This is a genomic window from Hydrogenovibrio sp. JE_KL2 (assembly GCF_009296185.1).
Classification (GTDB): domain Bacteria; phylum Pseudomonadota; class Gammaproteobacteria; order Thiomicrospirales; family Thiomicrospiraceae; genus Hydrogenovibrio.
In genome coordinates, this window is sequence record NZ_WBJR01000003.1 from 68978 (window position 1) to 94473 (window position 25496).

Below are 25496 nucleotides of genomic sequence, written 5' to 3' on the forward strand. Positions count from 1 at the left end.
CCTTGAGAGTGTTTCGCAAAGTTATTTTATATGCCTTATTTTTAAGGTTTTCGCACGCTGACCGCGTTAGGTGAGTCAATCATTTGCAAGACTTCAGGCGCTACCATGCTTCTGACGCTTGCCAAACTATCATCCAGCCACAACATAAACTGTCTGATTTCTTCAGTGCTGACGGTTTCGTTAATGAACGTAATCGAAGCTTGAACCTGGCCTGCCTTATTGTGGTCTATCATTGAGAATTTAGCGAAATTCAGCTTACGGTTAAGGACGGTGGTCATCGCCTGAAGTTCTGGTGAATGGCGGTATTCAGGCTTGATTCTCACTACGCGGTTGACGACGATTCGGCTCAAACCGCCTTGGACTATTTTCGGTTCCATAATGAAGGTTTGTTGATCGTAGAATACGATAAACTGGGTGTCGTTGACCTTTTTGGTTTCATAACCTTCGTCAAGCAAGGTGTTGACAATAATGTCGGTAGCTTGCTTATTGTCCTTTTCATGAAGGACAATTATTTTTCCTGATGGAGAACTGGGGGTGCTGCTACAAGCACTTAAGCCTGACAGAATAATGATTGCCAAAATGGATTGGAAACTGCGTTTGGTTAAGTTAAAGGGCATAGTGTCATTCCTTCGAGATAGCATTTTTTGATGCGTCGATTGTAAAGGTTTCTTGCCTAGGAATCTATGAACCATTGTGAATTGGTGCTAGGTTCCTTAAAATAGCCGAAAATTATTACTTTTTATTTCCGAGTTCGCTATGAGAGTTCAAAACACGATGAATCTAAATAAGGCACAAGCCCAGAATATTGCTTCGGTACTGGCAGAAGCGCTTCCCTATATCCAACGCTTTGCCGGTAAGACCATTGTCGTCAAGTATGGTGGCAATGCGATGACCGAGGAAGCACTCAAAAACGGTTTTGCAAGAGACATCGTTTTGATGAAATTGGTCGGTATGAACCCGGTTGTGGTTCATGGCGGCGGCCCGCAAATCGGTAACCTACTGACAAAAATCGGCAAGCAGTCCGAGTTTATACAAGGGATGCGTGTCACCGATGCCGAAACCATGGATATCGTCGAGATGGTTTTGGGTGGATTGGTGAACAAGGAAATTGTTAATTTGATTCATCAACACGGCGGCAACGCTGTGGGCTTGACCGGTAAAGACGGTGATTTGATTCGTGCCAAGAAACTGGAGATGACGGCCTTTAACGAAGACTTGAATGCCCCGGAAATTATCGATCTTGGTCATGTGGGTGAAGTTTCCCGTATCAACACCAAAGTATTGGATATGTTGATTCAAGATGACTTCATCCCGGTCATCGCACCAGTAGGTGTCGGGTCAGATGGACACTCCTATAATATCAATGCCGACTTGGTGGCGGGCAAAGTCGCCGAAGCCTTACAAGCCGAGAAGTTGATGCTGTTGACCAATACGCCAGGTTTGTTGAACAAAGAAGGTGAACTGTTGACGGGCTTGAATGCAGAAAAGGTGGATGAGTTGATTGCCGACGGTACGATTTACGGCGGAATGTTACCTAAGATTCAGTGCGCCTTGGATGCGGTACAAAGTGGGGTCAAATCAGCGCATATCGTTGATGGGCGAGTAGAACACGCCGTTATGCTGGAAGTGTTTACCGATGAAGGTGTAGGGACTCTCATCACTTCTCGCTAAGCGCTGTCTAATTTGCGCTAATTCGTCGTTAAGAAAAGACTCATTTACCATTGTAAACGTCGCCTTTTCTTGCCTAGACTTAGCGCAAATTATCTCAGCTTGGTTGTGATGTTGAGATTTTTACGCTGTCTCTTTTTCCCGGTTTCTGCGTTATGGCTCGACTCGTTTATTGTTATCAACTTCGTCAAGCCAAGCCTTGAGCTCGGAAAATAGCTCGGCTTGTTCAAGTCTGTTATTTAAAAGCCTTATTCTTTTATTCCACTCTCTATTGGATACCTTTTGGAAAGTTTAGCCAGCCAATTCATTCTTTTTATCATTTCGTTTATTGCGAATCTGTTTTCGGCATTGGCGGGTGGCGGTGCCGGGTTATTACAACTTCCTGCGTTACTATTTCTTGGATTGCCGTTTTCCATTGCATTAGCGACCCATAAGGTTGCCAGTGTGTTTCTGGGCATTGGCGCGACTGCACGCCACGTCAAATCTGCCAGTCTGAATGGGACATTCGTGCTGGTCATCCTTGCCTTTGGCTTGCCGGGGGTTTGGTTGGGGGCAAATATCATTTTGCATATCGAAGACCGTTATGCTCAGCTGGCGCTCGGAATTTTGACCTTAGGTTTGGGCGTTTATTCTTGGCGAAAGCCGGAGTTGGGACAAACGCTTAATTTGAGCCATCAAAATCTGCCAGGTTGGGGGGTCGGTGGTTTGGTATTGTTTTTTATCGGCGCACTGAATGGTTCTCTGACCTCTGGAACAGGTTTGTTCGTTACCCTTTGGTTGGTGCGTTGGTTCGGTTTGGACTATAAGTTGGCGGTAGCTTATACGCTGATTTTGGTGGGGTTGTTCTGGAATGGCACTGGCGCTTTGGCGCTAGGTTTGCAGGGACAAATCGAGTGGGGGTGGTTGCCGGCATTGATTGTTGGTTCACTACTGGGCGGTTACCTTGGCGCGCACTTGGCAATCGTAAAAGGCAACCGACTGGTGAAGCGCAGCTTTGAAATCATGACCGTACTGGTCGGGCTGGCGTTGATTGCGAAATCTTTCTAGTTGAAACGCTGAGAATCCACTTTTCAATAAGCGCCGGAGGTTTGCTGAGCCGGTTCGTTTTCAACGGCTTTCGGTTTGTGTTCTTTATGTGTTTTGATGTCTTTCGGGCGGATAAATTGCACCAGCTTGCCGGAACCTGCACTTAGGTTTTCCCAACTATTTGGCAGAATGAAATGCGCTAAAGAACCTGTTGGGAAAAGTCTAGTTTCGCAATCGTCACAATGGTTTTCATGTTCCAGGTACTGAGCCAGTTCTTCCAATCCCGGGTTGTGGCCGACAATCATGACACGTTCGTAGTGGGTTGGAATTTGCGCCAGGGTTTCAATCAGTTGTGCTTGAGTCGCGAGATACAGATCATCCAGCGTTAGGTGCGGGCAGGTGTCTTTGCTGAACTTGAGGCGTTTGAAGGTTTGTTGCGCACGTTGGGCAGGTGAAACTAGGGTATAGGTTGGAATGAGGTTTTTGTCTTGCAGCCACTGTCCCAGTCGACCAGCCGCCTTTTTTCCTTTTTCCGATAAGGGTCGATCAATATCTTCCAAATCTTCTTTCCAGTCAGATTTGGCATGGCGAACCAATAATAGTTCGCGCAACCGATGTTCACTCATTGCATGATTCCATATTGAGAACGGTAGTCGGTCATGGCTTCCAGGTAATGGCTCATATCCGGTTTGGTCGCCAAATAATCAATCAAATCGTTCATATTGATAATGCTGTATACGGGAATGCCGTAATCACGTTCAACTTCCTGAATGGCAGAGAGTTCGCCTTGCCCTTTTTCCATGCGATCCAATGCGACGATAACCCCTGCCGGCTTAGCACCTTGCGCCTGAATTAGATCCATTGATTCACGGATAGCAGTTCCGGCCGTGATGACATCATCGATAATCAAAATCTTGCCTGCCAATGCATGACCGACAATATTGCCGCCTTCACCATGGTCTTTGGCTTCCTTACGGTTGAAAGCGTAAGGCTTATCAATGCCTTGTTTTTCTGCAAGGGCAACGCTGGTAGTGGCTGCTAGCGGAATGCCTTTATAGGCAGGGCCAAACAATACGTCAAAGTCTGCGCCTTTGTCTGCAATAGTTGCCGCATACGCTTGAGACAGTTGTGCTAGTTGTTGCCCAGTGTTAAACAGGCCTGCATTGAAGAAGTAAGGGCTTTTGCGACCGGATTTCAGCGTAAATTCGCCAAGTTTCAGTACGCCGGTTGCCATAATGAAATCGATAAATTGGGTTTTATTCATGAATTTTTAGAAAGGTTAGTTGGTTAACAAAATGTTTTGTCGTGATTTGATTAAAAGAAGATAAGAAACAATGTTACTCGGGCTATCAAATTTATCAAGCAATTTCTTTGTGCTTTGCCTTAACGGAACAGAAAAATGATGTTTGAGAGGGAGTTGGCATAAATGATGCATGTAGATTTTCAAAATAGATTGCATAACAACAAACTGTCAGAAAAATGACGTTCCTTTTGACGTTTTCATCAAACCGAATGCATTCAGATAGTTTTTCGACAAGGGAAAAGACCAATGGCTATTGATTTGAGAAGAATTGAACCTCTAGGATCTAAAAGCGTTTTACTAGAACAGGCACTTCGTCGTCATAAGGGGTCGAAGGACATGGATAGCGATATTGATATGTCGGATATGGTAACGCCGGATTACCAGTGGTTGAATGAAGACAAGACTGCATTGAAAAACCTTGTGGCACAAATGGATGCTTCAATCGGGCAGCTATCTAAGCAAATGCGTGATCTGGAAAATGAAAGCGAAAAAGTGCGCTTGAAGATGGATAAAGAACAACAACTGCTTTTCAAGCAAATCCGTACTTTGAACAACCTGCTAAAAAACCAAGTCACCGTGTTTTCGTCAGTTGAGCGTCAGATGGAAGAAATTGACCTGAAATCCAACAATACCTTGTCTCAAGTTGGAATCGGTTTGGTGTCCGGTCTGATCGGCGCGGTGACCATCTTGGTGTCAGCCCCTTGGATGACATTGTTGATGGAACACCTTCGCGGTTAAGTGACTAGACACCCCTTAGAAAATCTTGATTGTAAAACAAACTCAATTGTCGATATACCGCCGGAAAAACCTTGTTCAAATGCTCCGGCGCTTCAAAAAAATATTCAGTGCAAACGGCAAAAAATTCCGCGGGGTTGGTCGCCGCGTAAGGGTTGATTGCCGGTTTACGTCTTTTGGAAATCTGTCGGTTTAACTGGTTGTATGCCGTTTCAAACGCGTCATACCAATCTTTCGAATTCATATTGTGATGCAGTGGTGGATAGCCGTTGATGTCACCGTTAAGCATATCCATCTTATGCGCCAGTTCATGTAACAACACCTGATTCGCTTGCGGTCTGAGCGGGTGAGGTGCATCACTGTTCCAGTTGATGATAACCGGGCCTTGGTAAAAGGTTTCTCCTGCTTCAATGGCATCGGTTGGTGTTTCCACTCCGAGTAAGCCGCCGAGTATCGGTTGGACTTGGTTGTGATGTGCTCGATAGGCATAAGGGTAAACGACGATTTCATGCCAATTACCAATCCAGTCGAACGACAGGTCTTGTTCTGCATCCATTAACCCGAAAAGCATGATTGCCGTTTGTGTGGCAATGATAATCCGCATGTGATCGGTTACCTGAAAACCTCTGGCAGCGGAAATCCGTTTTTTTCTGAGAATGCGGGATGCCAGGATGCGAAGCTGGGTTTTCTGATGTGGGGTATAACGCGACAATAAAGGCATTTCTGCTTCGATTTCCTGCCAGAGCGCCGCAGGGATTTTGTAGCTTTGCAAACCATGTCGAATGTAGGCGCGTTTTGCTTTCTGCAACCAGTTCATAGAGTTCACTTTTAAAAAAAGAAAGTTTATAGTGTGTTTAAAATCGCCATTGTAATGGTTGATCAGGATATGTTTACCCAAGAGATTACTTAGGATACCCGTTATGCAGTTTAAAGTGATAGAAAATCGCAATATGACCGCACAGGATAATGAAAAGGATGTGTATTTCATCCGCCTAACCTACGAAGAGCCTGTGAATTATGATGCGGGTGACTGGTTGTTGGTTGAGTCGCAAAATAGACCCGACCTGGTAGATTTTGTATTGCAATTACTCGACTTGAGCGGCGATAAAATGGTTGAGGTACGTCGAGTCGGCGAACGAACTGTGCGAGACGCCTTGCGGGAAAACTATGAACTCACGCAACTGAACCCTGCCATTCTCAATCGCATTCAACGTGAATATGGATTGGATCAATGGGCCGACCGAGACGCGATGATGGCTTATGCCGATGGACGTGATATTGTCGACCTGTTGCGAGCCTTTCCACAGCTTCAGTCACTGGGAACCGAGTTTTGTAAGATGTTGTCGCCATTGTCTCCACGTTATTATTCGATTGCCTCTTCTCAGAAGTCGGCGGCGGCACAATCTTATGGTGGTCATATGGTGGATTTGGTATACAAGAAAATCGCCTATCACAAAGAAGGGCGTGATCGCCTTGGCGTTGCGACCTGTCAATTGAGCGACCTGAAAGTAGGAGACGTGATCGAAGGTGACTTTTGCGCCAACAAAGTTTTCAAGTTACCGGAAGATTTGGCGCACAATCAACAGCCGCTCATTATGGTCGGCGCTGGGACAGGCATTGCACCCTATATCGGGTTTATGGAAGAAATTGCCTATGAGCATCCGCAGCATTTTGCCAAAACCTGGTTGTTCTTTGGTGAGACGCGTGAGGAAACCTGTTTCTTGTGTCAGGACCAACTGCAATCGTGGGAAGCACAAGGCTTCCATCTATTGACGGCATTTTCCCGCGACCAAGCCGAAAAAGTGTATGTACAGGATTTGCTCTGGCAACATCGTGAGGCGGTTTGGGCGCAATTGGAAGCGGGCGGCATTTTCTATCTCTGTGGCGACAAGACCAAGATGGCGAAAGATGTCGAACAGACCATGAAAAGAATTCTGGTGGAAGTCGGGAAAATCGAAGACCCGGATTTGGTTTGGAAAGAGTGGCGTCGAGCCAGAAAAGTACAATCAGACGTTTACTAGGCGTTTAAATCAAGACTCGATTACTCGAAGGTTAAATTGAAGTTCATCGCCTTCAGGCGCTCGGCTTCTATTTCCAAATCCAGCCGAGTCAAAGGGTGTTCGGCTAACCAGCCAGCTTCAAAAAACAGTTTCAAATCCGTTCCGTTTTCAATCTGCAAGCGGATTTTGGAGGCTTCCATATTGGAAACATCCATATCGCGACCACGGTGAATTCGCACAGCGAGTCGCAGTAGTACGGTGAGGTAAACCAAGCTTTCATTGTGCGGGGCGGTCAACGCCTCAAAAGGTTCTCTGGAGAATTTACCGCGGTGGTTCAGCATCATGGCCGCCAACATCGATTTTTCTTGTTGTGTGAAGCCCGCCATTTCCGAGTTTTCAATCAAGTAGGCCGAATGGTGGCGGTAGCGTTTATAACTGATTGCCATGCCGGCTTCATGTAGTTGTGCGGCCCATTTCAACAACTTCGGATAATTGTAGCTGTCCTTGTCCAGTTTCCATTTCTCATGTACTTCCTGGAAAAAGCTCAAAGCGGTATAAGCAACGCGTTGCGCTTGAGCGGTATCGATTTTTAGCCAGTTTTGCATGTTGGCGACACTGGTTTCACGAACATCGGCCTCATATAGTCGCCCCAGGGTGTCGAAGATCAAGCCTTCACGTAGTGCGTTGGCGGAAACCTGCATCTTGTTGATGCTCAGTTCTTGGAAGGTGGCGATTAATATTGCCAATCCGCCGGCCAATACCGGTACACGTTCGTTTTTCAAGCCCTTCAATCCGGCATAAATCGCCTGGGAGATGGAACCGTGTGTTTCCAGATAAGACTTGAGTTTCAACATGCCTTCTAGTGTGATGTCATCATCGGACCAGCCATTTTCTTGCAGTAGCGCGCCAATCGCCTTGATGGTACCTGAGGCGCCGATAGCTGTGTTCCAGCCAAGTCTTGTCAAGTTCATGTGGTGTGGGCGCAAAATAATTCGGCAGGCGTTGATGGCATTCACCATATCGCGCTCGGTGATTTCATCGCCTTTGAAATAACGCTGAGTGATGCTGACACAACCCATTTCAGTACTGGTGAGGTGGCGTTGTTCAAAGCCGACACCAATGATGTACTCGGTACTGCCGCCGCCGATGTCCATGACAAGGCGTTGCTCGTCGCTACTCGGCAAGCCGTGGCTGACGCCAAGATAAATTAAACGCGCCTCTTCTTGCCCGGCGATGATTTGGATTTCATGCCCAAGCGCTTCTTTGGCTTGACGTAAGAATTCTTTACTGTTGCGGGCGTTGCGCAAGGTGTTGGTGCCAACGGCACGGACATGCTCTTCCGGGAAGCCTTTCAGCAGTTGCCCGAATCGTTCCAAACAAGAGATGGCGCCGTCAAAAGACACTTCATCCAGATAGCCGTTTTCATCCAAGCCAGCACGTAATCTGACCATCTCCTTATGCTTGTCGACAACTTGCATTTGTCCGTCAATATCTCTGGCGATAATCATGTGAAAGCTGTTGGAGCCTAGATCAATCGCAGCATAAAGTTGTGCGTCTGAGGTGTCGTCTTTATCTGGTGAAGATAGCGTGGAATCGACGAGACTTTGCATGAGATTTTGCATGAAATAAGGGTGCTTCTGGGTAAAAATGCTATTTTACGACTTTTTGATGGCAGGTGTTGAGGAAAGCACTCCCGAAATGCTTCGGAAGTGCTACATGAGCCTTAGTCTTTGTCGATGTATTTATCCATCAACCATTGTTGTGCGGAGAAAGCGATTTCATCATCAGTTCTTTCTTTATGGAGATAGCTGCCGTCTGGTTGTAGTATCCAAGCACCGACATTGTCTTCCAGATAGACCGCCAAACCTTCGGTATAAACCTGTTGGAAATTGTCTTTGTCCAGAATCGGAAAACAGGTTTCCACACGAGATAATAGATTGCGTCGCATCCAGTCGGCACTCGAACAGTAAAGTTCTGGAGAGCCTTGAGTATTCTCAAAATAATAAATACGGTGATGCTCTAAGAAGCGTCCGACAATCCCCGTTACCGTAATGTTTTCCGACATATTCGGAACACCCGGTCTCAAACTACAGATACCACGGACAATCAGGTCGATTTTGACACCGGCATTTGAGGCATCGTAAAGCGCATCGATAATGGTTTTCTCTTCCAAGCCGTTCATTTTGGCGATGATTCGAGCTGGCAACCCTTGGCGAGCATTTTCCGCTTCACGTTCAATGCGCTCAAGCATGCCTGAGTGTAACGTGAATGGTGATTGCAAGATGGTTTCAAGATTCTTGGTGTCGCCCAAGCTGGTCAACTGTTGGAAAATCTTCGCGACATCGTTACACAATCTTGGATTCGCGGTAAACAAGCCGAAGTCCGTGTAGAAACGTGAAGTGATGTGATGATAGTTCCCTGTTCCCAAGTGGACGTATTGGCGTAACTTGTGGTCTTCACGGCGGACGATATAAATCATTTTAGCGTGGGTTTTGTAGCCGACTACGCCATAAACCACGTTGACACCGGCATCTTGCAGGCGGTTAGCCTGCAAGATGTTGTTATCTTCATCAAAGCGCGCACGCAACTCGACAACGGCGGTGACTTCTTTACCGGCACGAGCAGCTTTTTCCAAAGCATCGATGATGGCGGATTTCTCACCGGTACGATATAGCGTCATGCGAATCGCCAAAACGTTCGGGTCCTTTGCCGCTTCATACAGGAAGTCGATAACCGGCGCGAAAGAATCATACGGATGATGGAGTAACACGTCTTTACGTGCGATGCGTTCAAACATCGACTCGGATTCTTTTTTACGATTAAATAGCTTGAACCCGCCTTTCTTGTTCGACTGATTGGTTTTCGCCATGCTTGGAGAAAATGGATCGAACAATAGGTCAGGGCGGTTTGCTAAATCCGGTACCGAGTTCAAACGAATCAAGTTAACCGGACCATCAACCATATAGAGTTGGTCCTCAGACATATTGAACTGATCTAGCAGGAACTGGTACATGTTTTTCGGACATTGGTCAGAAACCTCTAAGCGAATCGCTCCGCCATAATCACGGCTATACAGCTCGCCTTGCAAGGCGCTCATGATATCGTCGATTTCTTCTTCATCAATAAACAGGTTGGTGTTACGCGTCAAGCGGAACTGGTGACACCCGGTGACCGTCATGCCTGGAAATAAATTCGATACGTTGGAGTGCAGTATCGAAGATAGGAAAACAAAGTCATTCTCGCCATCTGTCGCTTCCGGTGGCAATTTGATAATACGCGGCAAAGAGCGCGGTACCTGAACGATCGCCAAACCATTGGTACGACCGAAGGCGTCTTTTCCTTCCAGTGAAACGATGAAATTCAAACTCTTGTTTAGCAAGCGGGGGAATGGATGCGATGGATCCAACCCCATTGGGCTCAATACCGGTTGCATTGAGCTTAAGAAGTACTCACGAACCCATTCTTTCTGTTGTTCGTTCCATTGGCGTCTACGCAGGAAACGAATGTTCTCCTTTTCCAGTTCAGGAATCAGGATGTGGTTCAACGTGTTGTATTGATCGTAAACGATTTCTTTTGCCACTTCCGACAGAGTTGCAATGGCCTGAGATGGCACTTGACCATCTGGCTTAGTGCGTGCGGCGGCATCGGTCGAAATCTCATACAAACTCGCCATGCGGACTTCAAAGAATTCGTCCATATTGCTGCTGGAGATACACAAAAATTTCAGGCGTTCCAGAATCGGAATATCAGGGTTTTTGGCTTGTGCCAGAACGCGTCGATTGAATTCTAGAAGACTTCTTTCTCGGTTGATATATGGGGTATATTCCGGTGCTGTTTCTTGAACATCACTTTGCATAAAATTTCCTTGTTAGAACTTGCCTATTGAGTGTATCCGCCTTGTTTCACCGTGACACTATCCTTTAATTTGGACAGGTTTTTGTCTATTGCTGACGGGAGAAAATTATCTCCTTATTTTAGCGCCAGTCGGTGTTGCTTTAAATAAAAATCGTAGCAGTTGGCAGGAAGCATAGCCTGCCAAAATGACAGGTGTATGACAACATTTATTCGGGTTTAGTGGGTTTGTCTGTCGGCTCGTGTTTTGGGTCGTGATTGTGCCCACAATGACAGCCATTCTCTGGAACCGGATCAATACCGCCTTCATTGCCTGGATGGCAACGACTGACGCGTTTCACCCCAAGCCATAGCCCACAAAATACACCATGTTTTTCAATGGCTTCAATCGTGTAATGAGAGCAGCTTGGGTAAAAACGGCATCTCGGGCCCAGTAATGGACTGATAAACCATTGATAGAATTTTATTGGCAATATGAAAGGCCACTTGATTAGCCGTTTGAGGGTTTCCATTGATAAATCAACTATGTCGAATGTTTGAATGAAGTCATTCTATCAATCATAGAATATTTATAGGTTTCTGTACAGTTTGCTCGGTGAAGAGTTATCGAAAAGCACAACAGAAAGCGGTAGAATACCAAGCCCATATACTGTAAAAAAAACTGGCCGCAAACATGCAAAAGATAATGCTACAAAGGAGAACAGGATGAGCCGTATTTTAATCACCCAGGCAACAATCGTAAACGAAGGTCAAATATTCGAAGCCGATGTCCTGTTAGCAAATGGCGTTATCGAGAAAATTGGCTCTCAGTTGGATGTTGAAGCCGATCAGGTGATTGATGCCGCAGGCATGCACCTTCTGCCGGGGTTTATTGATGACCAAGTGCATTTTCGTGATCCAGGGGTGACTTATAAAGGCTCTATTGCAACGGAATCCAAAGCGGCATTGGCAGGGGGGACAACCTCTTTCATGGATATGCCAAACGTGAAGCCTTCGACGACGACTATTGAGCATCTGGAAGCCAAGTATCAACATGCTTCAGAGGTGTCTTGGTTGAACTACTCTTTTTATCTAGGAGCCACCAACGATAATATCGAAGAAGTGAAAGCGTTGGACCCGACCGGTTCTTGCGGTGTCAAAATCTTTATGGGGGCTTCTACGGGAAATATGCTGGTGGATCGTGAACAGGCGCTGACCGATATCTTCACACACAGCCCGACATTGATCACCACGCACTGCGAAGATACACCGATGATTAAGGAGCAAGAAGCGATTTATCGTGAAAAATACGGTGAAGACGTGCCGATGATTTACCACCCGGATATCCGTTGTCGTGAAGCTTGCTATAAGTCTTCTTCTTTTGCTGTCGATTTGGCGAAAAAGACGGGTGCCGATTTGCACGTGTTGCACCTGACTACCGCCGAAGAAATGGCGCTGTTTGAGCCAGGCCCGGTTGAAGGCAAGAAAATCACTGCCGAAGCCTGTGTGCATCACCTATGGTTCAGTGATGCAGATTACGAAACCAAAGGCAGCTTGATTAAGTGTAACCCAGCGGTGAAAAAAGCTTCTGATCGTGATGCGATTCGCCAAGCGGTTCGTGAAGGGCGCATAGATATTATTGCCACAGACCATGCGCCGCATACTTGGGATGAGAAGCAAAGCACTTATTTTGATGCGCCAGCCGGTTTGCCTCAAGTTCAACAGTCGTTGTCGGCATTGTTGGATTTGGTGCATCAAGGGGTGTTTGATTTGCCGATGGTGGTACAAAAAATCGCGCACAACGTGGCCATTCGTTATCAAATCGACAACCGTGGTTTTATCCGTGAAGGGTATGCGGCGGATTTAGTGTTGGTTGATATGAACAAACCGCATGTCGATAGACGTGAAGATGTCCTTTATAAATGCGGTTGGTCGCCGTGGGAAGGGCATGAGTTCAAATCATCAGTCATCGGCACCATTGTCAATGGTGAACTGAAGTATTATCAAGGCGAGTTTGCCGACTTTACACCAGGTCAAAGATTGCGCTTCAATCGTTAAGGGTGAGTCGGGCTTAAACCTGCATATTTGATTAAGCAAGTAGCAGATTTTCGGTAAAAACTATTTTCCTGATAAAAACTTGGGTATTTTTACGGGGCTTTGCTTGCTTTCCATGGGTGGGAGCGGTAAAGTTTCGACTAAATAACCACGCAATTCTCACGCTTGAATCCGCTGGGTTTGGCGAGAGTCTCAACATCAAAGATGACAGGAAAATTTATGTCTGAAGTATTTATTGGACGCCAACCGATTTTAGACAGAAATATGGATGTTTTTGCCTATGAGTTGCAGTTTCACATGGGGCTAAACCCAAGTCAAAAAACCATTGCAGCCACAGAAGAACTTTTGAGAAAAACCGAAACGGAAATCGGTTTTCAGACCATTATCGGCAAGCATGCTGCCATGATGGCACTCCCTAAGGAATTAATCAATTCCGACCATCTTCCCGTATTCGACAAAGGTGAGACGCTCGTTTTGGAAATTCCAAATGATGTGACTCGTGATGTTGAAGTTCTGAAAAAACTGAAAGAGCTAAAGTTGTCAGGATCATCAATTGCACTTCATGACTACATGGATGACGACTCAAGCCTGAAGCTTGCAAGCATCAGTGACTTCGTTAAAATCAATAATGAAGCCCATACCGAAATCAAACTCAAGCAGATGATTCAAGACTTGCATGAAAAAGGCATTAAAGTCATTGCTGAGAGAGTTGAAACAGAAGAAATGTTCCGCTATTTGAAAAACCTCGGATTCGACTATTTTCAAGGTCATTTTTTCACCAACCCGGTGATTATCAATGGTGAAAAACTAACCGGTAATAAACTAAACCTGTTGCAGTTGATGGCGAAAATCAATGATCCTTTGACCGACTATCATCAGTTGGCGGAGATTTTGAGTCAAGATGTGGCGCTAAGCCATAAGTTGCTGATTGCTGTTAATAACCCAATGACAATGATTCCTGTCCGAGTGGAATCCATTTCGGATGCGTTGAAATACATGGGGTTGAAGCGCCTGAAATTTTGGGTCAATATGTTATTGCTGGCAGATATGGGAGATGCGCCTCAGGAGCTGTTGGTGAATTCTTTGATCCGTGCCAGATTCTGCGAGCTATTGGCTGAAAAATCGGGACACAATTCCGAAAAAGAAAGTTATTTCTTGGTTGGGTTGTTTTCATCATTGGGGGCGTTCTTCCGTACACCGATTCAACGTGTTGTCGACGAAATGCCTTTGACGGAGAGTATCAAATTGGCATTGGTTGATAAACGAGGGTTGATGGGTAAGGCGTTGGAAGTGCTCCACAACTTAGAATGCACCAGTGACAAATACGCTGACTTAAATTATGAAAACTTAGGTATTACCGAAATCGGTAATATCTACCTGAACTCTTCCGCTTGGGCACAACAAGCAATTGCCCATTAATTTCAAGTGCGTCGCTTACCAAGGTTGGGATACGGCGCATACCTAAAAAACCGCTGACAAAAGGATGTGACTTATGGCTATGAAATCAATTAACCCAGCGACGGGCGAAGAGATTGCCGAGTTCGATACCTGGGATCAAGCCACATTGGATGATGTGGTAACACAAGTAGGATACGGCTTTGCCGATTGGGCGAAACTCACCACACTAGAAGAACGTTGCCTGTTGCTTAAACGCATGGCAGACGTGTTACGTGACGACCAAGACATTCTTGCCGAGCTCATTACGTTGGAAATGGGCAAGCTTTATAGCGAAGCGCAAGCCGAAGTCGAAAAATGCGCCATGCTCTGTGACTACTATGCCGAGCACGCGCCGGCGCAGTTGGCGGATGAAATTATCGAATCCGGCGCATCGAAAAGTTATGTTGCCTATTTGCCGCTGGGTGTGGTGTTGGGTGTTATGCCTTGGAACTATCCTTTCTGGCAAGTGTTCCGTTTTGCCGTGCCAGCCGTTACGGTTGGTAATATGGCATTGCTGAAGCATGCTTCAAATGTGCCTCAATGCGCATTGGCAATTCAAGAAGTTTTCCGTAAAGCCGGTTATCCAGACGGTGTGTTTACCACCTTGATGATTGGTGCAGACAAGGTCGAGTCAGTCATTCGTCATCCTGCGGTGCAAGCGGTTAGCTTGACCGGGAGTGAACCTGCCGGGCGTAAAGTGGCGGCTGTTGCCGGAGAAGAGCTGAAGAAAACCGTGTTGGAGTTGGGCGGTTCGGATGCATTCATCGTCATGGATGATGCCCATATCAAAACGGCAGTCGAAGGTGCGGTGAAAGGGCGTTTCCTCAATATGGGACAAAGCTGTATCGCCTCTAAACGGTTCATTGTCGACTCCATGATTTACGATGATTTTATCGAAGCATTCAAGACGGCGGTAGAAGACAAATTTATTGCCGGCGACCCCATGGATAAGGAAACTACCTTGGCGCCGATGGCGCGTCAGGATTTGTTGGATGAGTTGCATGGTCAAGTCACGGCATCGGTTGAGCTGGGGGCGGAAATTGTCACCGGCGGTTATCAATTAGATCGCCCTGGCAGCTACTATGCGCCAACCATTCTGACCAATATCTCCAGTAATATGCCGGCATTCAGTGAAGAGTTCTTCGGACCGGTTGCGATTGTATTGAAAGCAACCGAACCTGCTCATGCTTTAGGCTTGGCGAATGCGACGGACTTTGGTCTGGGAGGTTCCATCTGGTCTAACGATATTGCAACCGCGGAAACCATGGCAAGAGGCATGGAGTCAGGTGCGACTTACATTAACAGTATTACCTTCTCCGACCCTAGATTGCCGTTCGGTGGTGTGAAAAACTCCGGCTACGGGCGTGAGCTTTCCGAGCATGGCATTCGCGAGTTTACTAATATCAAAACCATCTGGATTAAGTAGTCCGCATGGGTTCATCAGTGGGGTCTGATTTTATGATGATTCCACTTCAATTCTGTTCCACCTACCTTTAAAGGTATTCACGCATGTCCTTATTGTTTAAAACGTTGATAGATCTAAAGAACCCTGCCATTCTCATTCGGTTGTTCATGCCGTTTTTCATTGGGCTGGTTCTAGTGTCATTACTGGGTTATGGTTTGTTCGGTATTTTTCTCACCAGTGATTTCGTGACTCAAAGTCCTATGGTTCAAGATTTTGAAACCTGGCATGCCCATGCAGAGCAAACCATTGGCGCCATTCCGGTGATAGGTGGATTGATTCTCTGGTTTATTGGCTTGTCAGTTGCCGTCATTGCCGGGTTGCTTGGCATTATTTTAGGCAGCTATCTGGTGTTGCTGTTTGCCATGATTATCACCGGATTTATGACCGACTCTTTGGTGAAAACCGTTCACAAGAATCATTACAGTCATCTGACTTATGAAGGGCATGGCTCAACGCTTGGCATGATCTGGAAGCTCGTCAAGTTCGGGTTATTGATGATTTTATTATTGCTGGTGACCTTTCCAATATTGTTTATCCCGCTCATCAATGTGATTTGGTTCTGGTTGATTGGTTTTGTGTTTTTCCGCTACGCCATCGTGTTGGATGTCGGGCAGGTGATTCTACCGGAAGCCGTTTTCGCCAGAGTTAAGCCGATTACGGATTGGCCTTCCACCACACCGATGATGGTGCTTTACGCCACCAGTGTGTTTCCGGTGATGAGTTTCTTTGCACCGGTATTTGCGGTGATTTTGCTGAGTCACTACTACTTTGAAAAGTTACAGGACGAGCAATGGGTGACGACACAAGCGCAAAAGAATGTTGAATCTGACCACTCGTTTTAAGTAAAGCTTGATGCAATTTTAAGATTGGGAGAAGGAAAAATGAAAGTTCGTAAGCTTTTTTTAGCCGCGCCGTTGCTAATGTTTGCGGCTTTTTCAGTGAATGCCGACATGGCGGATCTCATGTTGCAGCAGAAGATCAAAAAAATTGAGAAAAAACTCACTCAGCAGTATCTTCCAAATTGCTCAACACCTAGAAATAAATATGACAAGGTTTATTGTTCAGGAAAGTTGTACTCAATGTTTGATGACGCGCTTAATAAAAAGTATTCTGAAGCGCAAAAAAGTCTTTCAACAGCGCAAAAGAGTGCATTGAAGAAAGTTCAGCTTAAATGGATAAGAAAGAGGGACGGGCAATGTGCGACTGTAACTAACAAGGGGGTGATGATGAATTTGACCTGTGCAAAAGTTAGAACTCTCGAAAGTTATTTTTATTTGGATTTGATCGAAAACAACCCTCAAAACTTTAATCAGCTAATGAAAGACTACTCGAAGAGAGCTAGCATGCATTAATCCTCGGAAAGCTTTTGACTTAGTAAAACGCCTCCTCAAAGGGCTTGCAGGTCGTTGGGGTAGTTTTTCTGAGTCATGCAACTTTGAAAAGTTACAGGACGAACAATAGGTGTCGTCGCAAGAACAGAAGAACGTCGCACCCTGATTTAGAGTTTTATCAATCAATATACCCAACCACCCGACCTGGTAGATTTTCTCGCCTTACCCCTTCGGGCGGCTCCAGTAAACTTTCTCGCGGCGGCGAGTGCTTTGTTTCTCGCCTGACTCCTTTGGTTGTTGAAAATCTACCAGGTTGGGGTTTGTGTGAATTATGACTCAATGAGATAGATGCCATGTCCGACAATTTTTATATTGGTATGAAAGTCGTTTTCATAGTGTCTTAAGAATTGTTTATATGGATATAGATTAAACTAATTGTTAATCAATCTAGCTCATTGTGGAAAAAGTATGAAATATAAATGGTTGAAAATCATGGCCTTGCTTGAAGGGACATCTTTATTGTTGTTATTGTTTATCGCCATGCCGCTGAAATATCAATTCGGCATACCGGAAGCGGTCAGTTGGGTAGGTAGGGCACACGGCGGTTTGTTTATTGCCTTTAACCTTGTGCTGGTAAGCTACGTTCTGAAAGGACTTTTGTCTGAAATGCAGGGACTTAAAGGGTTTCTGGCTTCTTTATTACCATTCGGCACTTTTATCTATAAAGCAAAAGTATTGAAATAACGGTCATTACTACCTGGCAGATTTTTTCGCCTTACCCTTCGGGCGGCGAGTTCTTCGTTTCTCGCCTTACTCCTTCGGGCGGCGAGTTCTTCGTTTCTCGCCTTACTCCTTCGGGCGGCGAGTTCTTCGTTTCTCGCCTTACTCCTTCGCGAGTGCTTCAGCTATTGAAAATCTACCAGGTTGGGGTTATTTCTTCTTAGCGGTCTTTTTGGCTTTTGCCGCTTTTTTGGCGAGTTTCTTTTTATGCGGTTTCTTGACCGTTTTCTTTGCTTTTCCGGTATTGAATTTAGGTTCAAGTCCTTCGATTTTGTGGACAGGAATCTTGGCTTGCATGTGGTATTGAATGCGTTCAACTTGCTTCAGGTCGTGCGGTTCCACCAGACTGATGGCAATCCCGACGTTTTGTCCACGACCGGTACGACCAATGCGGTGAATATAAATATCGCCGCGATGCGGTAGGTCGTAGTTGATGACATGAGTGATGTTGAGCATGTCCAAACCACGGGCAGCAACATCCGTTGCCACTAGGACTTTGGTTTTGCCTTGTGTGAACTTCTTGGTGATTTCCAAGCGTTTGGCTTGAATCATATCGCCATGAAGCACATCGGCGGAAACGTCTTGCTCCAACAACCAAGCTTCCAGTTCAATGGCTCTATCTCTTTTGTTGCAGAAAACCAGCGCACTTTTGCAGCTATCGTCTTCAAGCATGTTTTTCAATAGTGCGCGTTTATGGTCGCGGTCATCGGCAAAATAAAGTTGTTGCTGTACTTGTTGTGATTGCTGGTTCGGTGCGTCGATTTGTACGATGACGGGATCGTCGAGTATGTCTTCAGCAAAACGTTCAACGCCAGAGCCGCCTAGCGTTGCCGAGAAACAGGCAGCTTGGAAATCGGTAGGAATCGCTTCCAACAGCGCAAGAACATCTGGGCCTTGCCCCATATCGAGCATACGGTCGGCTTCGTCGATAATCACCATGTCGATATACGACAGATCAATGAATTCTTTTGACATGATATTGAGCAGACGACCAGGCGTGGCGACCAGAATGTCGAGTGGTCCGGTTAGGTTGTCTAGCTGTTTATCGGAAGCGAAACCACCGGTGACGATATTGGAGCGGAATTCACAATGAGTACCAAGCTGTTTGACGACTTTGTGAATCTGAAAAGCCAGCTCGCGAGTTGGCGCGAGAATCAACGCTCTCGGCAACTTGGACGGGCGTGGCTCATCCAGTAAAACCTGCAACATCGGTAAAACGAAAGCGGCGGTTTTGCCTGTACCAGTGGCAGCGCCCGCTAGAATATCTTTACGCAAAATGAATTCGGGGATGACTTCAGCTTGAACCGGCGTAGGCTTGTGGAAATGCTGCTCTTCAATCGCAGCCAGTAAAACTGGGTCTAGTTCAAGTTCTTCAAATGTCATCGGGGAATTCTTTTATCAATTTAGGTTGTCAGAGAGTCATGACAGGCAGCGCCGGGTAAAGGCGCTGCAAAAGGGCGCTTACTGCCCCTTGCCGTCGGTGATGATATTATAGCAGGGCACATAATTTTCCGTTCCCAATTTCATGCGGCGTTGGGCGACAAAAGTTTTCAGTAAGTTGTCGATGCGGGTCATGATTTCCGGATCACCATGAATCTGGAAAGGCCCTTTCTCTTCAATCTGTTTGATACCATCCGATTTCACATTACCGGCGACGATAGCGGAAAATACCTGACGTAACTCGGCAGCCAGCTCGTGCGCAGGTTGGTTTCTGTGCAGCTTCAATTTGGCAATGCCTTCATGTGTCGGCTTAAACGGTTTTTGCAGTTCAAACGGAATATAAAGGTTCCAGTTGTAGAAGTAGGCGTCACTGGTTTCTTTGCGGTGGAAGCGCACATCTTGAATGCCTTTTTTGATGAGTTGCGCTACGCGTGATGGATTATCGTGGATAAAGGTCAGCTTTTGTCGTGCTTCTTCGCCCAAAGCGTTTTCAATGAACTCTAACACCGCTTCAAAGTAGCCTTTATGGTTACCCGATGAAGTGAGAATAACCGGAATCGGCACATCCATGTTTTGAGGATGCAGCAACACGCTGAGGAGATACAGAATTTCTTCCATGGTGCCCGCGCCACCTGGGAAAATAATAATGCCATGTCCCAAGCGCATAAAGGCTTCCAGACGTTTTTCGATGTCCGGTAAGATAGCCAGTTCCGTCACGATGGCATTCGGCGCTTCTGCGGCGATAATGCCCGGTTCGGTTAAGCCAATAAAACGTGCGCCTTTGTGGCGTTGCTTGCCGTGCCCTAACACTGCGCCTTTCATTGGGCCTTTCATCGCGCCTGGACCACAGCCGGTGCAGATGTCGAAGCGTCTTAACCCCAACTCATAACCGACGTGTTTGGTGTACTTGTACTCTTCGAGACTGATGGAATGCCCGCCCCAGCAGACAACGATATTCGGATCACGGTCAATGCACATCAAGTTGGCGTTACGCGCCAGATGAAAAATGGCATTGGTAATCCCAAAGGAGCTTTCCAAGTCAAATTCAGGGTTGTCGATGATTTCGTTTTTGGCGTAGAGCAGGTCGCGAATCACTGCTGACAGATGCTCTTGTAAACCGATAATCATTTCGCCATCAACAAATGCATTCTCAGGCGCATTTTCGATTTCGAGTTGAATCCCGCGCCCTTTGACATTGACGTTCACGCGGAAATCCGGGTGTGCTTCTAGTAGAACCAGCCCGTTATCTTCCTTCGCTCCGGTGTTGAGTACGGCAAGCGCACAACGTCTGAGGAGTTCGTTCAGGCCGTGATCGTTTTCGTCACAAAGCTGGTGCGCCTCTTGGTAAGAGAGGATTTGCATGTTTTCAACAGGGCGAATTAAGACTTTTTTGATGGCGTTATTCATGATAGATTAATGGCTCTTCTTGTTAAGGCTAGAGTTAAGGTAACATGCGCTCACAACAAAGTTTGGCGGAAAGCTTTTTATTCATTCTTCTCATAGTCGCCATCGTTGGATTGTTGTGGCTCTTCTCTCCATTTCTGGAAGCGCTGTTCTTCGCAATGATTTTAGCAACAGCGACCTATGCAATCTATCAAAAACTATTACTAAAGGTCAATTCCGAAACGACAGCATCCGCGTTGATGAGTGTGGGGGTTTTTCTGACGGTCATTGCGCCGGTGACTTATCTTCTGTTGGAAGTTGGTTTGCAGGTCGGTCAGGTTTATGGTGAAGCGCAGCATTGGTTGTCGATGCAGACGCCGCAAACCTTTGCCGAGATGAACAGAAATCTGGTGAATATCATTCCCATTCCCGAAGATACTCAAGCGCAGTTGATTCAGCAACTTCACGATAATGCCGGCAAGATCATCAAGTTCGCTCAGGAAACCATTGTTTTTTTGGTGAGAGGGGTGTTCGGGAGCACGACGTCGTTTTTGACATTTGTTTTGTTGGCGGTCTTCGCCATGTTCTTCTTTTATCGCGACGGGCACAAAATTGCACAACACCTAAAAGTGCTCTCTCCGCTGGAAAACCACTATGACATGATGATTATGTCGCGCTTTTCCAATCTATCGACCATCTTGTTGTTGTCGGTGCTGGGTGTGGCGCTGGTGCAAGGCGTGACCTTTGCGACGGTGGCATGGTTGCTCGGCCTGCCGGGGCTCTTTTTGGGGATGGCAATCGCCGTTACCTCCTTTATTCCCGTAGTCGGTTCGGCGCTGATCTGGATTCCGGTGGCATCGTTCCTGGTGTTTCAAGGTCAGTATGTCGAGGCTGGTGCGGTAGTATTTATCGGTGCAGTTATCAATGGCTTTTTGATAGATAACGTTTTACGTCCGATTTTGATCCGCCGTATTTCCATGACGCTCCATGCCAGTGGCGAAGGCTTAGAGGTCGCCAATCATACGATGATGACTATCTTGTCGACATTTGCCGGGCTGATTCACTTTGGGATTATCGGGTTGTTTTTCGGTCCGGTTATCGCTGCTTTGGCGATCACTATCTTCGATGTTTACGCATTGAAACATTCCGATTTGTTGGATAGAACGTAACCCAAAAGAACTCACGGCACCGCGTTGCTCTTTTGATTGAAAAGAGGATAATGGTTTTGAGACTTATTCAAAGTGCGTTAGAAAAAGCTTCTTAGAAAGCTGTATATCAAAAATTGGAAAACTGTTTGGGAGGATGGTTATGAAACGACGAAGTTTATATTTACCGGTAGTTTTTGTGGCATTGCTAGGGGTAACTGAGCGCAGTTATGCGGAAAAGGGTGATCCTTATGTGGATGGTTTCAAAGCTTGGTCTCAAGAACTGAAAACGCAAAAATCCCAAGACCAATCTCAAGCGGCGGATGCCTATCTTCGTGACATCGCCACCACCGAAGCAAAAGCCGGCTATATCGGTAAAGAGCTGCCTCTGCCTAAAGCGATTAAAGTCAAAGAAGGGGTTTACACCATTGTCGGTAGCCAGATTTGGCACAACCCTTCTAATTTCGGTTTGAACAACAACATTTCTTTCGTGATCTTCAAAGATGGCGTATTCGTTTTCAATGCCGGTGCGAACCCTGCCATTGCCTATAGTGTGCATCAGCAAATCAAACGTATCACCGACAAACCTGTGAAATGGTTGGCGGTGGAAAACAACCAGGGTCATGCCTACTTGGGGGCGAGTTATTGGTGGGATGTCGGTGTGCGTCATCTTTACTCAAGTGCGTTGGCAAACAAACAGTTTGATGAAGCCTTCCCAAGTATCAAAGCGGAATGGGGTCGTAGAGTGGGCGAAGAGTTGACGCAATCTGCCCGCAATGTCGCCGATAAGTTCACTACTTTTGAAAACAAGCTGGCGGTGGATGTCGGCGGTGGCGAGAAGTTTATCCTGATGGATTTCGGGCCGGGTCATACGCCTGCGTCGACGAGTGTCTATATTCCAAGCCGCAAGCTGTTGTTTACCGGTGACTTAGGGTTTAACGAACGTATGCCGGTGATGTTCAACTATACCAACAGTTTTGAGTGGACGAAGTCATTTGAGAACATGATGAACCAAATCCCTCATGATGTGACGGTGATTCCGGGGCATGGTACGCCAGCGGATATGGCGACGATCAAACGTCAAACCTACGACTACTTCCGTTATGTGCAGAAGCAGGTACAGAAGGTGGTGGACAACGGCGGCAATCAGCAAGATGCTGAAGCCATTGACCAGTCTATGTACAAAGACCGCCCGGTGTTTGATCAAGCGGCGAAAAACAATGCCAGACGCATCTATCAGGAAATCACTGGTGGTGATTTCTAGACGTGATTTCTAATCGGATCATCCGGGCATTAAAAAGGGCGCTATTTGCGCCCTTTTTTGTTTGTATTGAGGATAGTTTTCTACCCCAACCTGGCAGATTTTATTGCACAGCGGAAATCAACGCTTGCATCATTGCTGACAGACTGTCTTCCATCATGGCGACACCAATGCGTTTTTGTCCGCCGACCTGTACATGAATATAGGCTATCGCCTTGGCTTCTTTGCCTTGGTGCATGGCGTGTTCCGCGTAATCCAAGACATCGATTTCATTTTGGGTTTTGTTCTGCCAAGCGTTACAAAGCGCACTCAAAGTTCCGTTGCCTACGCCTTGCCAGGTTTCGCCGTTGACTTCCAGGCTAAGGTGTTCCTTGCCATCCTGTTTATCCAACTTGTAGTGGTTGAACTGGCTATGACTGTCGTCCAAGCGATAATGCTCGATAAAGGCGTCAAACAATACCTTATGGCTGACAACGCCATCGGTAGACTCCGCACAGTTTTGAGCGACAGGGGCAAAATCCTGCTGAACCCACTTTGGCAGGTTCAAACCATACTCCTGCTCCAGTACAAATGCCGCACCCGCTTTACCGGACTGACTGTTGACGCGGATAATCGCTTCATAGTCGCGCTGGATGTCTTTCGGGTCAATCGGCAAGTAAGCCACATCCCAAGGTTTGTCATCGTTTTGTACCGCTAAACATTTGCGGATGGCATCCTGATGGCTGCCCGAGTAAGCGGTGTAAACCGCTTGCCCCACCCAAGGGTGGCGAATGTGCGTTTGGATTTGCGTGACTTCTTCTACCACTTCAATCCAATCGTCCGGGTTGCTGAAGTTCAACTCAGGGTCGATGCCTTCACTGTAAAAGTTCATTGCCAAGGTGACGACATCCATGTTTCCGGTGCGCTCACCATTACCCAATAGGGTGCCTTCTACGCGATCTGCCCCTGCCAAGATTGCCAGCTCCGCAGCGGCAACCGCACAACCTCTATCGTTATGAGTATGTACGGAAATAATCGCGGACTCCCGGTTTTGCATGTGGGTGATGAAATACTCGATCTGGTCGGCAAAGCGGTTAGGAGAGGTGCTTTCCACGGTTGAAGGCAAGTTCAAAATGCACTTGTTCTGTGGGGTGGGTTGCCAGACGTCCATCACCGCTTGGCAAACTTCTACCGCAAAGTCGGTTTCGGTTTGCGAGAAGCTTTCCGGCGAGTATTGGAAAACCCAGTTGGTTTCAGGATAACGCTTGGCATAGTCCTGAACCCAAGTGGCGCCATCGACAGCAATCTGTTTGATTTCGTCTTTGGTTTTACAGAAAACCTTGTCACGTTGCACACGGGACGTGGTGTTGTAAACATGAATCACCGCCTGCTTGACACCAGCAAGTGCTTCATAAGTACGTTCGATTAAATGTTCGCGCGCCTGCACCAAAACCTGCACCGTCACATCGTCCGGAATGCGGTTTTCTTCAATCAAGCGGCGGGTGAAATCGAACTCTAATTGACTGGCTGACGGAAAACCGATTTCAATGGTCTTGAAACCGATAGAAACCAATTTATCCCAAAGTTTAAGCTTCTGCTCCACGGTCATGGGCTTCGCCAAAGCCTGGTTGCCATCTCTTAGATCGACGCTCACCCAAATCGGCGCCTTGGTAAGACGACGGTTCGGCCACTGACGATTGGGTAAATCGGGAGTCACCGTTGGGCGATACTTATGGAAGTTCATTGTGTTCATTTATTTTCTCGTTTTTCAGTAAGGTTAATTAGAGTTCGCAGAGTGATCTTTACGCTTAAAGAGCGCTTTACACGAGATGGGTTCACGTATAAAAATGGTTAAAATCCGCCTGATTTTTGTTTGAAAACTTGCTAATAGCTAGCTATTAGCTGCGTTTCCCGCCTCAACCAGACAAATTTTTCCTCATTTTTCTTACGCGTCCCACTCGTGCAAATCTCTCTGAAATAAATTCTAGCAACTTGTCTGTCGGATTAAATTGCAAAGATACGATTAAATCGCTTATATTTAGCATTAAATTCTAATTTAAAGTATTTTTTTGAAATTAAATTGTTTTTAGAGAACTAATGATTAAATACTATTGTTTGGTTTCGGGATGAAGGACAGTTTTATGTTGCAGTTGGATAAGTTTGATAAAGCCATTTTGTCGGCATTGCAGGAAAATGGCAGATTGAGCAATCAGGAGTTGGCGGACCAGATAGGTTTGTCGCCCTCGGCTTGTTTGCGTCGGTTCAAGGCGCTGGAAACCAGTGGATTGATTGTGGGGTATCGTGCTTTATTGGATGCCAAGAAACTCGGTTTGGATTTAATGGCGCTGGTACACATTTCTGTCGATAAACACACCAAAGAACGGTTTCAGGGATTTGAAAGTGCCGTGCAGGCGATTCCCAATGTATTGGAGTGCTTATTATTGACCGGGCAGTCTGCCGACTATCAGTTAAAAGTGGTGGTGAAAGATATGGATGCTTACCAAGATTTGTTGCTCAATCACCTCACGCAAATCGATGGGGTGAGCGGCGTGCATACCAGTTTTGTATTGAGAAAAGTGGTGGATAAAACCGCATTGCCGATAGGTTAAGAATCTTTAAGTTGCTGGCGAGTTGAATTGCCACCATGGTATTTAGAA

The 25496-nt window shown here is 46.4% G+C and carries 23 protein-coding genes; 13 read left to right on the forward strand and 10 right to left on the reverse strand.

The annotated features are described in order from the left end of the window. Positions 1-41 precede the first annotated feature (41 nt). Positions 42-617 carry a hypothetical protein gene (locus tag F8R13_RS06390; RefSeq protein ID WP_152832779.1) on the reverse strand — a complete coding sequence of 192 codons (576 nt, stop codon included), beginning with the start codon at positions 615-617 and terminating at the stop codon, positions 42-44. 139 nt (positions 618-756) lie between these two features. Between F8R13_RS06390 and argB the strand changes: the two genes are divergently transcribed. Next, the gene (gene argB / locus F8R13_RS06395; RefSeq protein WP_152832781.1) at positions 757-1671 is read left to right on the forward strand and encodes an acetylglutamate kinase; all 915 of its coding nucleotides are present in this window, start codon (positions 757-759) and stop codon (positions 1669-1671) included. A gap of 279 nt (positions 1672-1950) precedes the next feature. Then, positions 1951-2715, forward strand: a complete 765-nt coding sequence (locus F8R13_RS06400; protein ID WP_152832783.1) for a sulfite exporter TauE/SafE family protein — start codon at positions 1951-1953, stop codon at positions 2713-2715. A 23-nt stretch (positions 2716-2738) separates the two neighbouring features. Here the strand turns inward: F8R13_RS06400 and F8R13_RS06405 are convergent, their stop codons facing one another. Together F8R13_RS06405 and pyrE are read right to left on the reverse strand one after the other, a co-directional pair. Further along, positions 2739-3320 (reverse strand): histidine phosphatase family protein, encoded by a 582-nt coding sequence (locus F8R13_RS06405; RefSeq protein WP_152832784.1) that lies wholly within the window; start codon positions 3318-3320, stop codon positions 2739-2741. Next, on the reverse strand, positions 3317-3958 hold the full coding sequence (pyrE, locus tag F8R13_RS06410; RefSeq protein ID WP_152832786.1) for an orotate phosphoribosyltransferase: 642 nt from the start codon (positions 3956-3958) through the stop codon (positions 3317-3319). The genes F8R13_RS06405 and pyrE overlap by 4 nt, the downstream gene beginning before the upstream one ends. 285 nt (positions 3959-4243) lie before the next feature. Between pyrE and F8R13_RS06415 the strand changes: the two genes are divergently transcribed. Next, a complete protein-coding gene (locus tag F8R13_RS06415; RefSeq protein WP_152832788.1) occupies positions 4244-4735 on the forward strand; it encodes a hypothetical protein in 492 nt (163 codons plus the stop codon). 4 nt (positions 4736-4739) lie between these two features. Here the strand turns inward: F8R13_RS06415 and F8R13_RS06420 are convergent, their stop codons facing one another. Continuing rightward, on the reverse strand, positions 4740-5549 hold the full coding sequence (locus tag F8R13_RS06420; protein ID WP_172967718.1) for a zinc-dependent peptidase: 810 nt from the start codon (positions 5547-5549) through the stop codon (positions 4740-4742). Positions 5550-5652: 103 nt separating this feature from the next. Between F8R13_RS06420 and F8R13_RS06425 the strand changes: the two genes are divergently transcribed. Beyond that, positions 5653-6753: a hypothetical protein gene (locus F8R13_RS06425; RefSeq protein ID WP_152832792.1), complete on the forward strand. Its 1101-nt coding sequence runs from the start codon at positions 5653-5655 to the stop codon at positions 6751-6753. A 20-nt stretch (positions 6754-6773) separates the two neighbouring features. On the opposite strand, the gene ppx is transcribed toward F8R13_RS06425, so the two are convergent. The 3 genes from ppx to yidD form a co-directional block, all read right to left on the reverse strand. Continuing rightward, positions 6774-8342: an exopolyphosphatase gene (gene ppx / locus F8R13_RS06430; protein WP_152832794.1), complete on the reverse strand. Its 1569-nt coding sequence runs from the start codon at positions 8340-8342 to the stop codon at positions 6774-6776. A gap of 113 nt (positions 8343-8455) precedes the next feature. Then, the gene (gene ppk1, locus F8R13_RS06435; protein WP_152832796.1) at positions 8456-10588 is read right to left on the reverse strand and encodes a polyphosphate kinase 1; all 2133 of its coding nucleotides are present in this window, start codon (positions 10586-10588) and stop codon (positions 8456-8458) included. Between the two features lie 205 nt (positions 10589-10793). Continuing rightward, complete coding sequence (yidD, locus tag F8R13_RS06440; protein ID WP_152832798.1) at positions 10794-11096, reverse strand: membrane protein insertion efficiency factor YidD; 303 nt, start codon at positions 11094-11096, stop codon at positions 10794-10796. 193 nt (positions 11097-11289) lie between these two features. On the opposite strand from yidD, the gene F8R13_RS06445 reads away from it, so the two are divergent. From F8R13_RS06445 to F8R13_RS06470, 6 genes are all read left to right on the forward strand, one after another. After that, on the forward strand, positions 11290-12621 hold the full coding sequence (locus F8R13_RS06445) for a dihydroorotase (RefSeq protein ID WP_152832800.1): 1332 nt from the start codon (positions 11290-11292) through the stop codon (positions 12619-12621). Between the two features lie 216 nt (positions 12622-12837). Further along, positions 12838-14037 (forward strand): EAL and HDOD domain-containing protein, encoded by a 1200-nt coding sequence (locus F8R13_RS06450; protein ID WP_152832802.1) that lies wholly within the window; start codon positions 12838-12840, stop codon positions 14035-14037. 73 nt (positions 14038-14110) lie between these two features. Further along, positions 14111-15481, forward strand: coding sequence for an NAD-dependent succinate-semialdehyde dehydrogenase (locus F8R13_RS06455; RefSeq protein ID WP_152832804.1), 1371 nt, complete (start codon positions 14111-14113; stop codon positions 15479-15481). Between the two features lie 83 nt (positions 15482-15564). After that, positions 15565-16362: an EI24 domain-containing protein gene (locus F8R13_RS06460; RefSeq protein WP_152832806.1), complete on the forward strand. Its 798-nt coding sequence runs from the start codon at positions 15565-15567 to the stop codon at positions 16360-16362. Between the two features lie 39 nt (positions 16363-16401). Continuing rightward, positions 16402-16872 (forward strand): lysozyme inhibitor LprI family protein, encoded by a 471-nt coding sequence (locus F8R13_RS06465; protein ID WP_152832808.1) that lies wholly within the window; start codon positions 16402-16404, stop codon positions 16870-16872. Between the two features lie 447 nt (positions 16873-17319). Next, positions 17320-17595, forward strand: coding sequence for a DUF3817 domain-containing protein (locus F8R13_RS06470; protein WP_152832809.1), 276 nt, complete (start codon positions 17320-17322; stop codon positions 17593-17595). 186 nt (positions 17596-17781) lie between these two features. Here the strand turns inward: F8R13_RS06470 and F8R13_RS06475 are convergent, their stop codons facing one another. Together F8R13_RS06475 and ppnN are read right to left on the reverse strand one after the other, a co-directional pair. Continuing rightward, complete coding sequence (locus F8R13_RS06475) at positions 17782-19014, reverse strand: DEAD/DEAH box helicase (RefSeq protein ID WP_152832811.1); 1233 nt, start codon at positions 19012-19014, stop codon at positions 17782-17784. Between the two features lie 78 nt (positions 19015-19092). Then, positions 19093-20478 carry a nucleotide 5'-monophosphate nucleosidase PpnN gene (gene ppnN / locus F8R13_RS06480; protein WP_152832813.1) on the reverse strand — a complete coding sequence of 462 codons (1386 nt, stop codon included), beginning with the start codon at positions 20476-20478 and terminating at the stop codon, positions 19093-19095. Positions 20479-20522: 44 nt separating this feature from the next. Here ppnN and F8R13_RS06485 point away from each other — a divergent pair, with 44 nt between their 5' ends. Continuing rightward, positions 20523-21623, forward strand: coding sequence for an AI-2E family transporter (locus F8R13_RS06485; RefSeq protein WP_152832815.1), 1101 nt, complete (start codon positions 20523-20525; stop codon positions 21621-21623). 139 nt (positions 21624-21762) lie between these two features. Further along, positions 21763-22863 (forward strand): MBL fold metallo-hydrolase, encoded by a 1101-nt coding sequence (locus F8R13_RS06490; RefSeq protein WP_152832817.1) that lies wholly within the window; start codon positions 21763-21765, stop codon positions 22861-22863. Between the two features lie 100 nt (positions 22864-22963). Here the strand turns inward: F8R13_RS06490 and F8R13_RS06495 are convergent, their stop codons facing one another. Next, positions 22964-24592, reverse strand: a complete 1629-nt coding sequence (locus F8R13_RS06495) for a 2-isopropylmalate synthase (protein WP_253806380.1) — start codon at positions 24590-24592, stop codon at positions 22964-22966. 388 nt (positions 24593-24980) lie between these two features. Between F8R13_RS06495 and F8R13_RS06500 the strand changes: the two genes are divergently transcribed. After that, the gene (locus tag F8R13_RS06500; RefSeq protein ID WP_152833261.1) at positions 24981-25448 is read left to right on the forward strand and encodes an Lrp/AsnC family transcriptional regulator; all 468 of its coding nucleotides are present in this window, start codon (positions 24981-24983) and stop codon (positions 25446-25448) included. Positions 25449-25496 lie beyond the last annotated feature (48 nt).

Coding starts and splice junctions, on each gene's coding strand:
- F8R13_RS06465 (WP_152832808.1), top strand. CDS start 16,402: ATGAAAGTTCGTAAGCTTTTTTTAGCCGCGCCGTTGCTAATGTTTGCG.
- ppx (WP_152832794.1), bottom strand. CDS start 8,342: ATGCAAAGTCTCGTCGATTCCACGCTATCTTCACCAGATAAAGACGAC.
- argB (WP_152832781.1), top strand. CDS start 757: ATGAGAGTTCAAAACACGATGAATCTAAATAAGGCACAAGCCCAGAAT.
- F8R13_RS06470 (WP_152832809.1), top strand. CDS start 17,320: ATGAAATATAAATGGTTGAAAATCATGGCCTTGCTTGAAGGGACATCT.
- F8R13_RS06425 (WP_152832792.1), top strand. CDS start 5,653: ATGCAGTTTAAAGTGATAGAAAATCGCAATATGACCGCACAGGATAAT.
- yidD (WP_152832798.1), bottom strand. CDS start 11,096: ATGGAAACCCTCAAACGGCTAATCAAGTGGCCTTTCATATTGCCAATA.
- F8R13_RS06415 (WP_152832788.1), top strand. CDS start 4,244: ATGGCTATTGATTTGAGAAGAATTGAACCTCTAGGATCTAAAAGCGTT.
- F8R13_RS06390 (WP_152832779.1), bottom strand. CDS start 617: ATGCCCTTTAACTTAACCAAACGCAGTTTCCAATCCATTTTGGCAATC.
- F8R13_RS06420 (WP_172967718.1), bottom strand. CDS start 5,549: ATGAACTGGTTGCAGAAAGCAAAACGCGCCTACATTCGACATGGTTTG.
- F8R13_RS06460 (WP_152832806.1), top strand. CDS start 15,565: ATGTCCTTATTGTTTAAAACGTTGATAGATCTAAAGAACCCTGCCATT.
- ppnN (WP_152832813.1), bottom strand. CDS start 20,478: ATGAATAACGCCATCAAAAAAGTCTTAATTCGCCCTGTTGAAAACATG.
- F8R13_RS06450 (WP_152832802.1), top strand. CDS start 12,838: ATGTCTGAAGTATTTATTGGACGCCAACCGATTTTAGACAGAAATATG.
- pyrE (WP_152832786.1), bottom strand. CDS start 3,958: ATGAATAAAACCCAATTTATCGATTTCATTATGGCAACCGGCGTACTG.
- F8R13_RS06500 (WP_152833261.1), top strand. CDS start 24,981: ATGTTGCAGTTGGATAAGTTTGATAAAGCCATTTTGTCGGCATTGCAG.
- F8R13_RS06405 (WP_152832784.1), bottom strand. CDS start 3,320: ATGAGTGAACATCGGTTGCGCGAACTATTATTGGTTCGCCATGCCAAA.
- F8R13_RS06495 (WP_253806380.1), bottom strand. CDS start 24,592: ATGAACACAATGAACTTCCATAAGTATCGCCCAACGGTGACTCCCGAT.
- ppk1 (WP_152832796.1), bottom strand. CDS start 10,588: ATGCAAAGTGATGTTCAAGAAACAGCACCGGAATATACCCCATATATC.
- F8R13_RS06455 (WP_152832804.1), top strand. CDS start 14,111: ATGGCTATGAAATCAATTAACCCAGCGACGGGCGAAGAGATTGCCGAG.
- F8R13_RS06485 (WP_152832815.1), top strand. CDS start 20,523: ATGCGCTCACAACAAAGTTTGGCGGAAAGCTTTTTATTCATTCTTCTC.
- F8R13_RS06445 (WP_152832800.1), top strand. CDS start 11,290: ATGAGCCGTATTTTAATCACCCAGGCAACAATCGTAAACGAAGGTCAA.
- F8R13_RS06490 (WP_152832817.1), top strand. CDS start 21,763: ATGAAACGACGAAGTTTATATTTACCGGTAGTTTTTGTGGCATTGCTA.
- F8R13_RS06475 (WP_152832811.1), bottom strand. CDS start 19,014: ATGACATTTGAAGAACTTGAACTAGACCCAGTTTTACTGGCTGCGATT.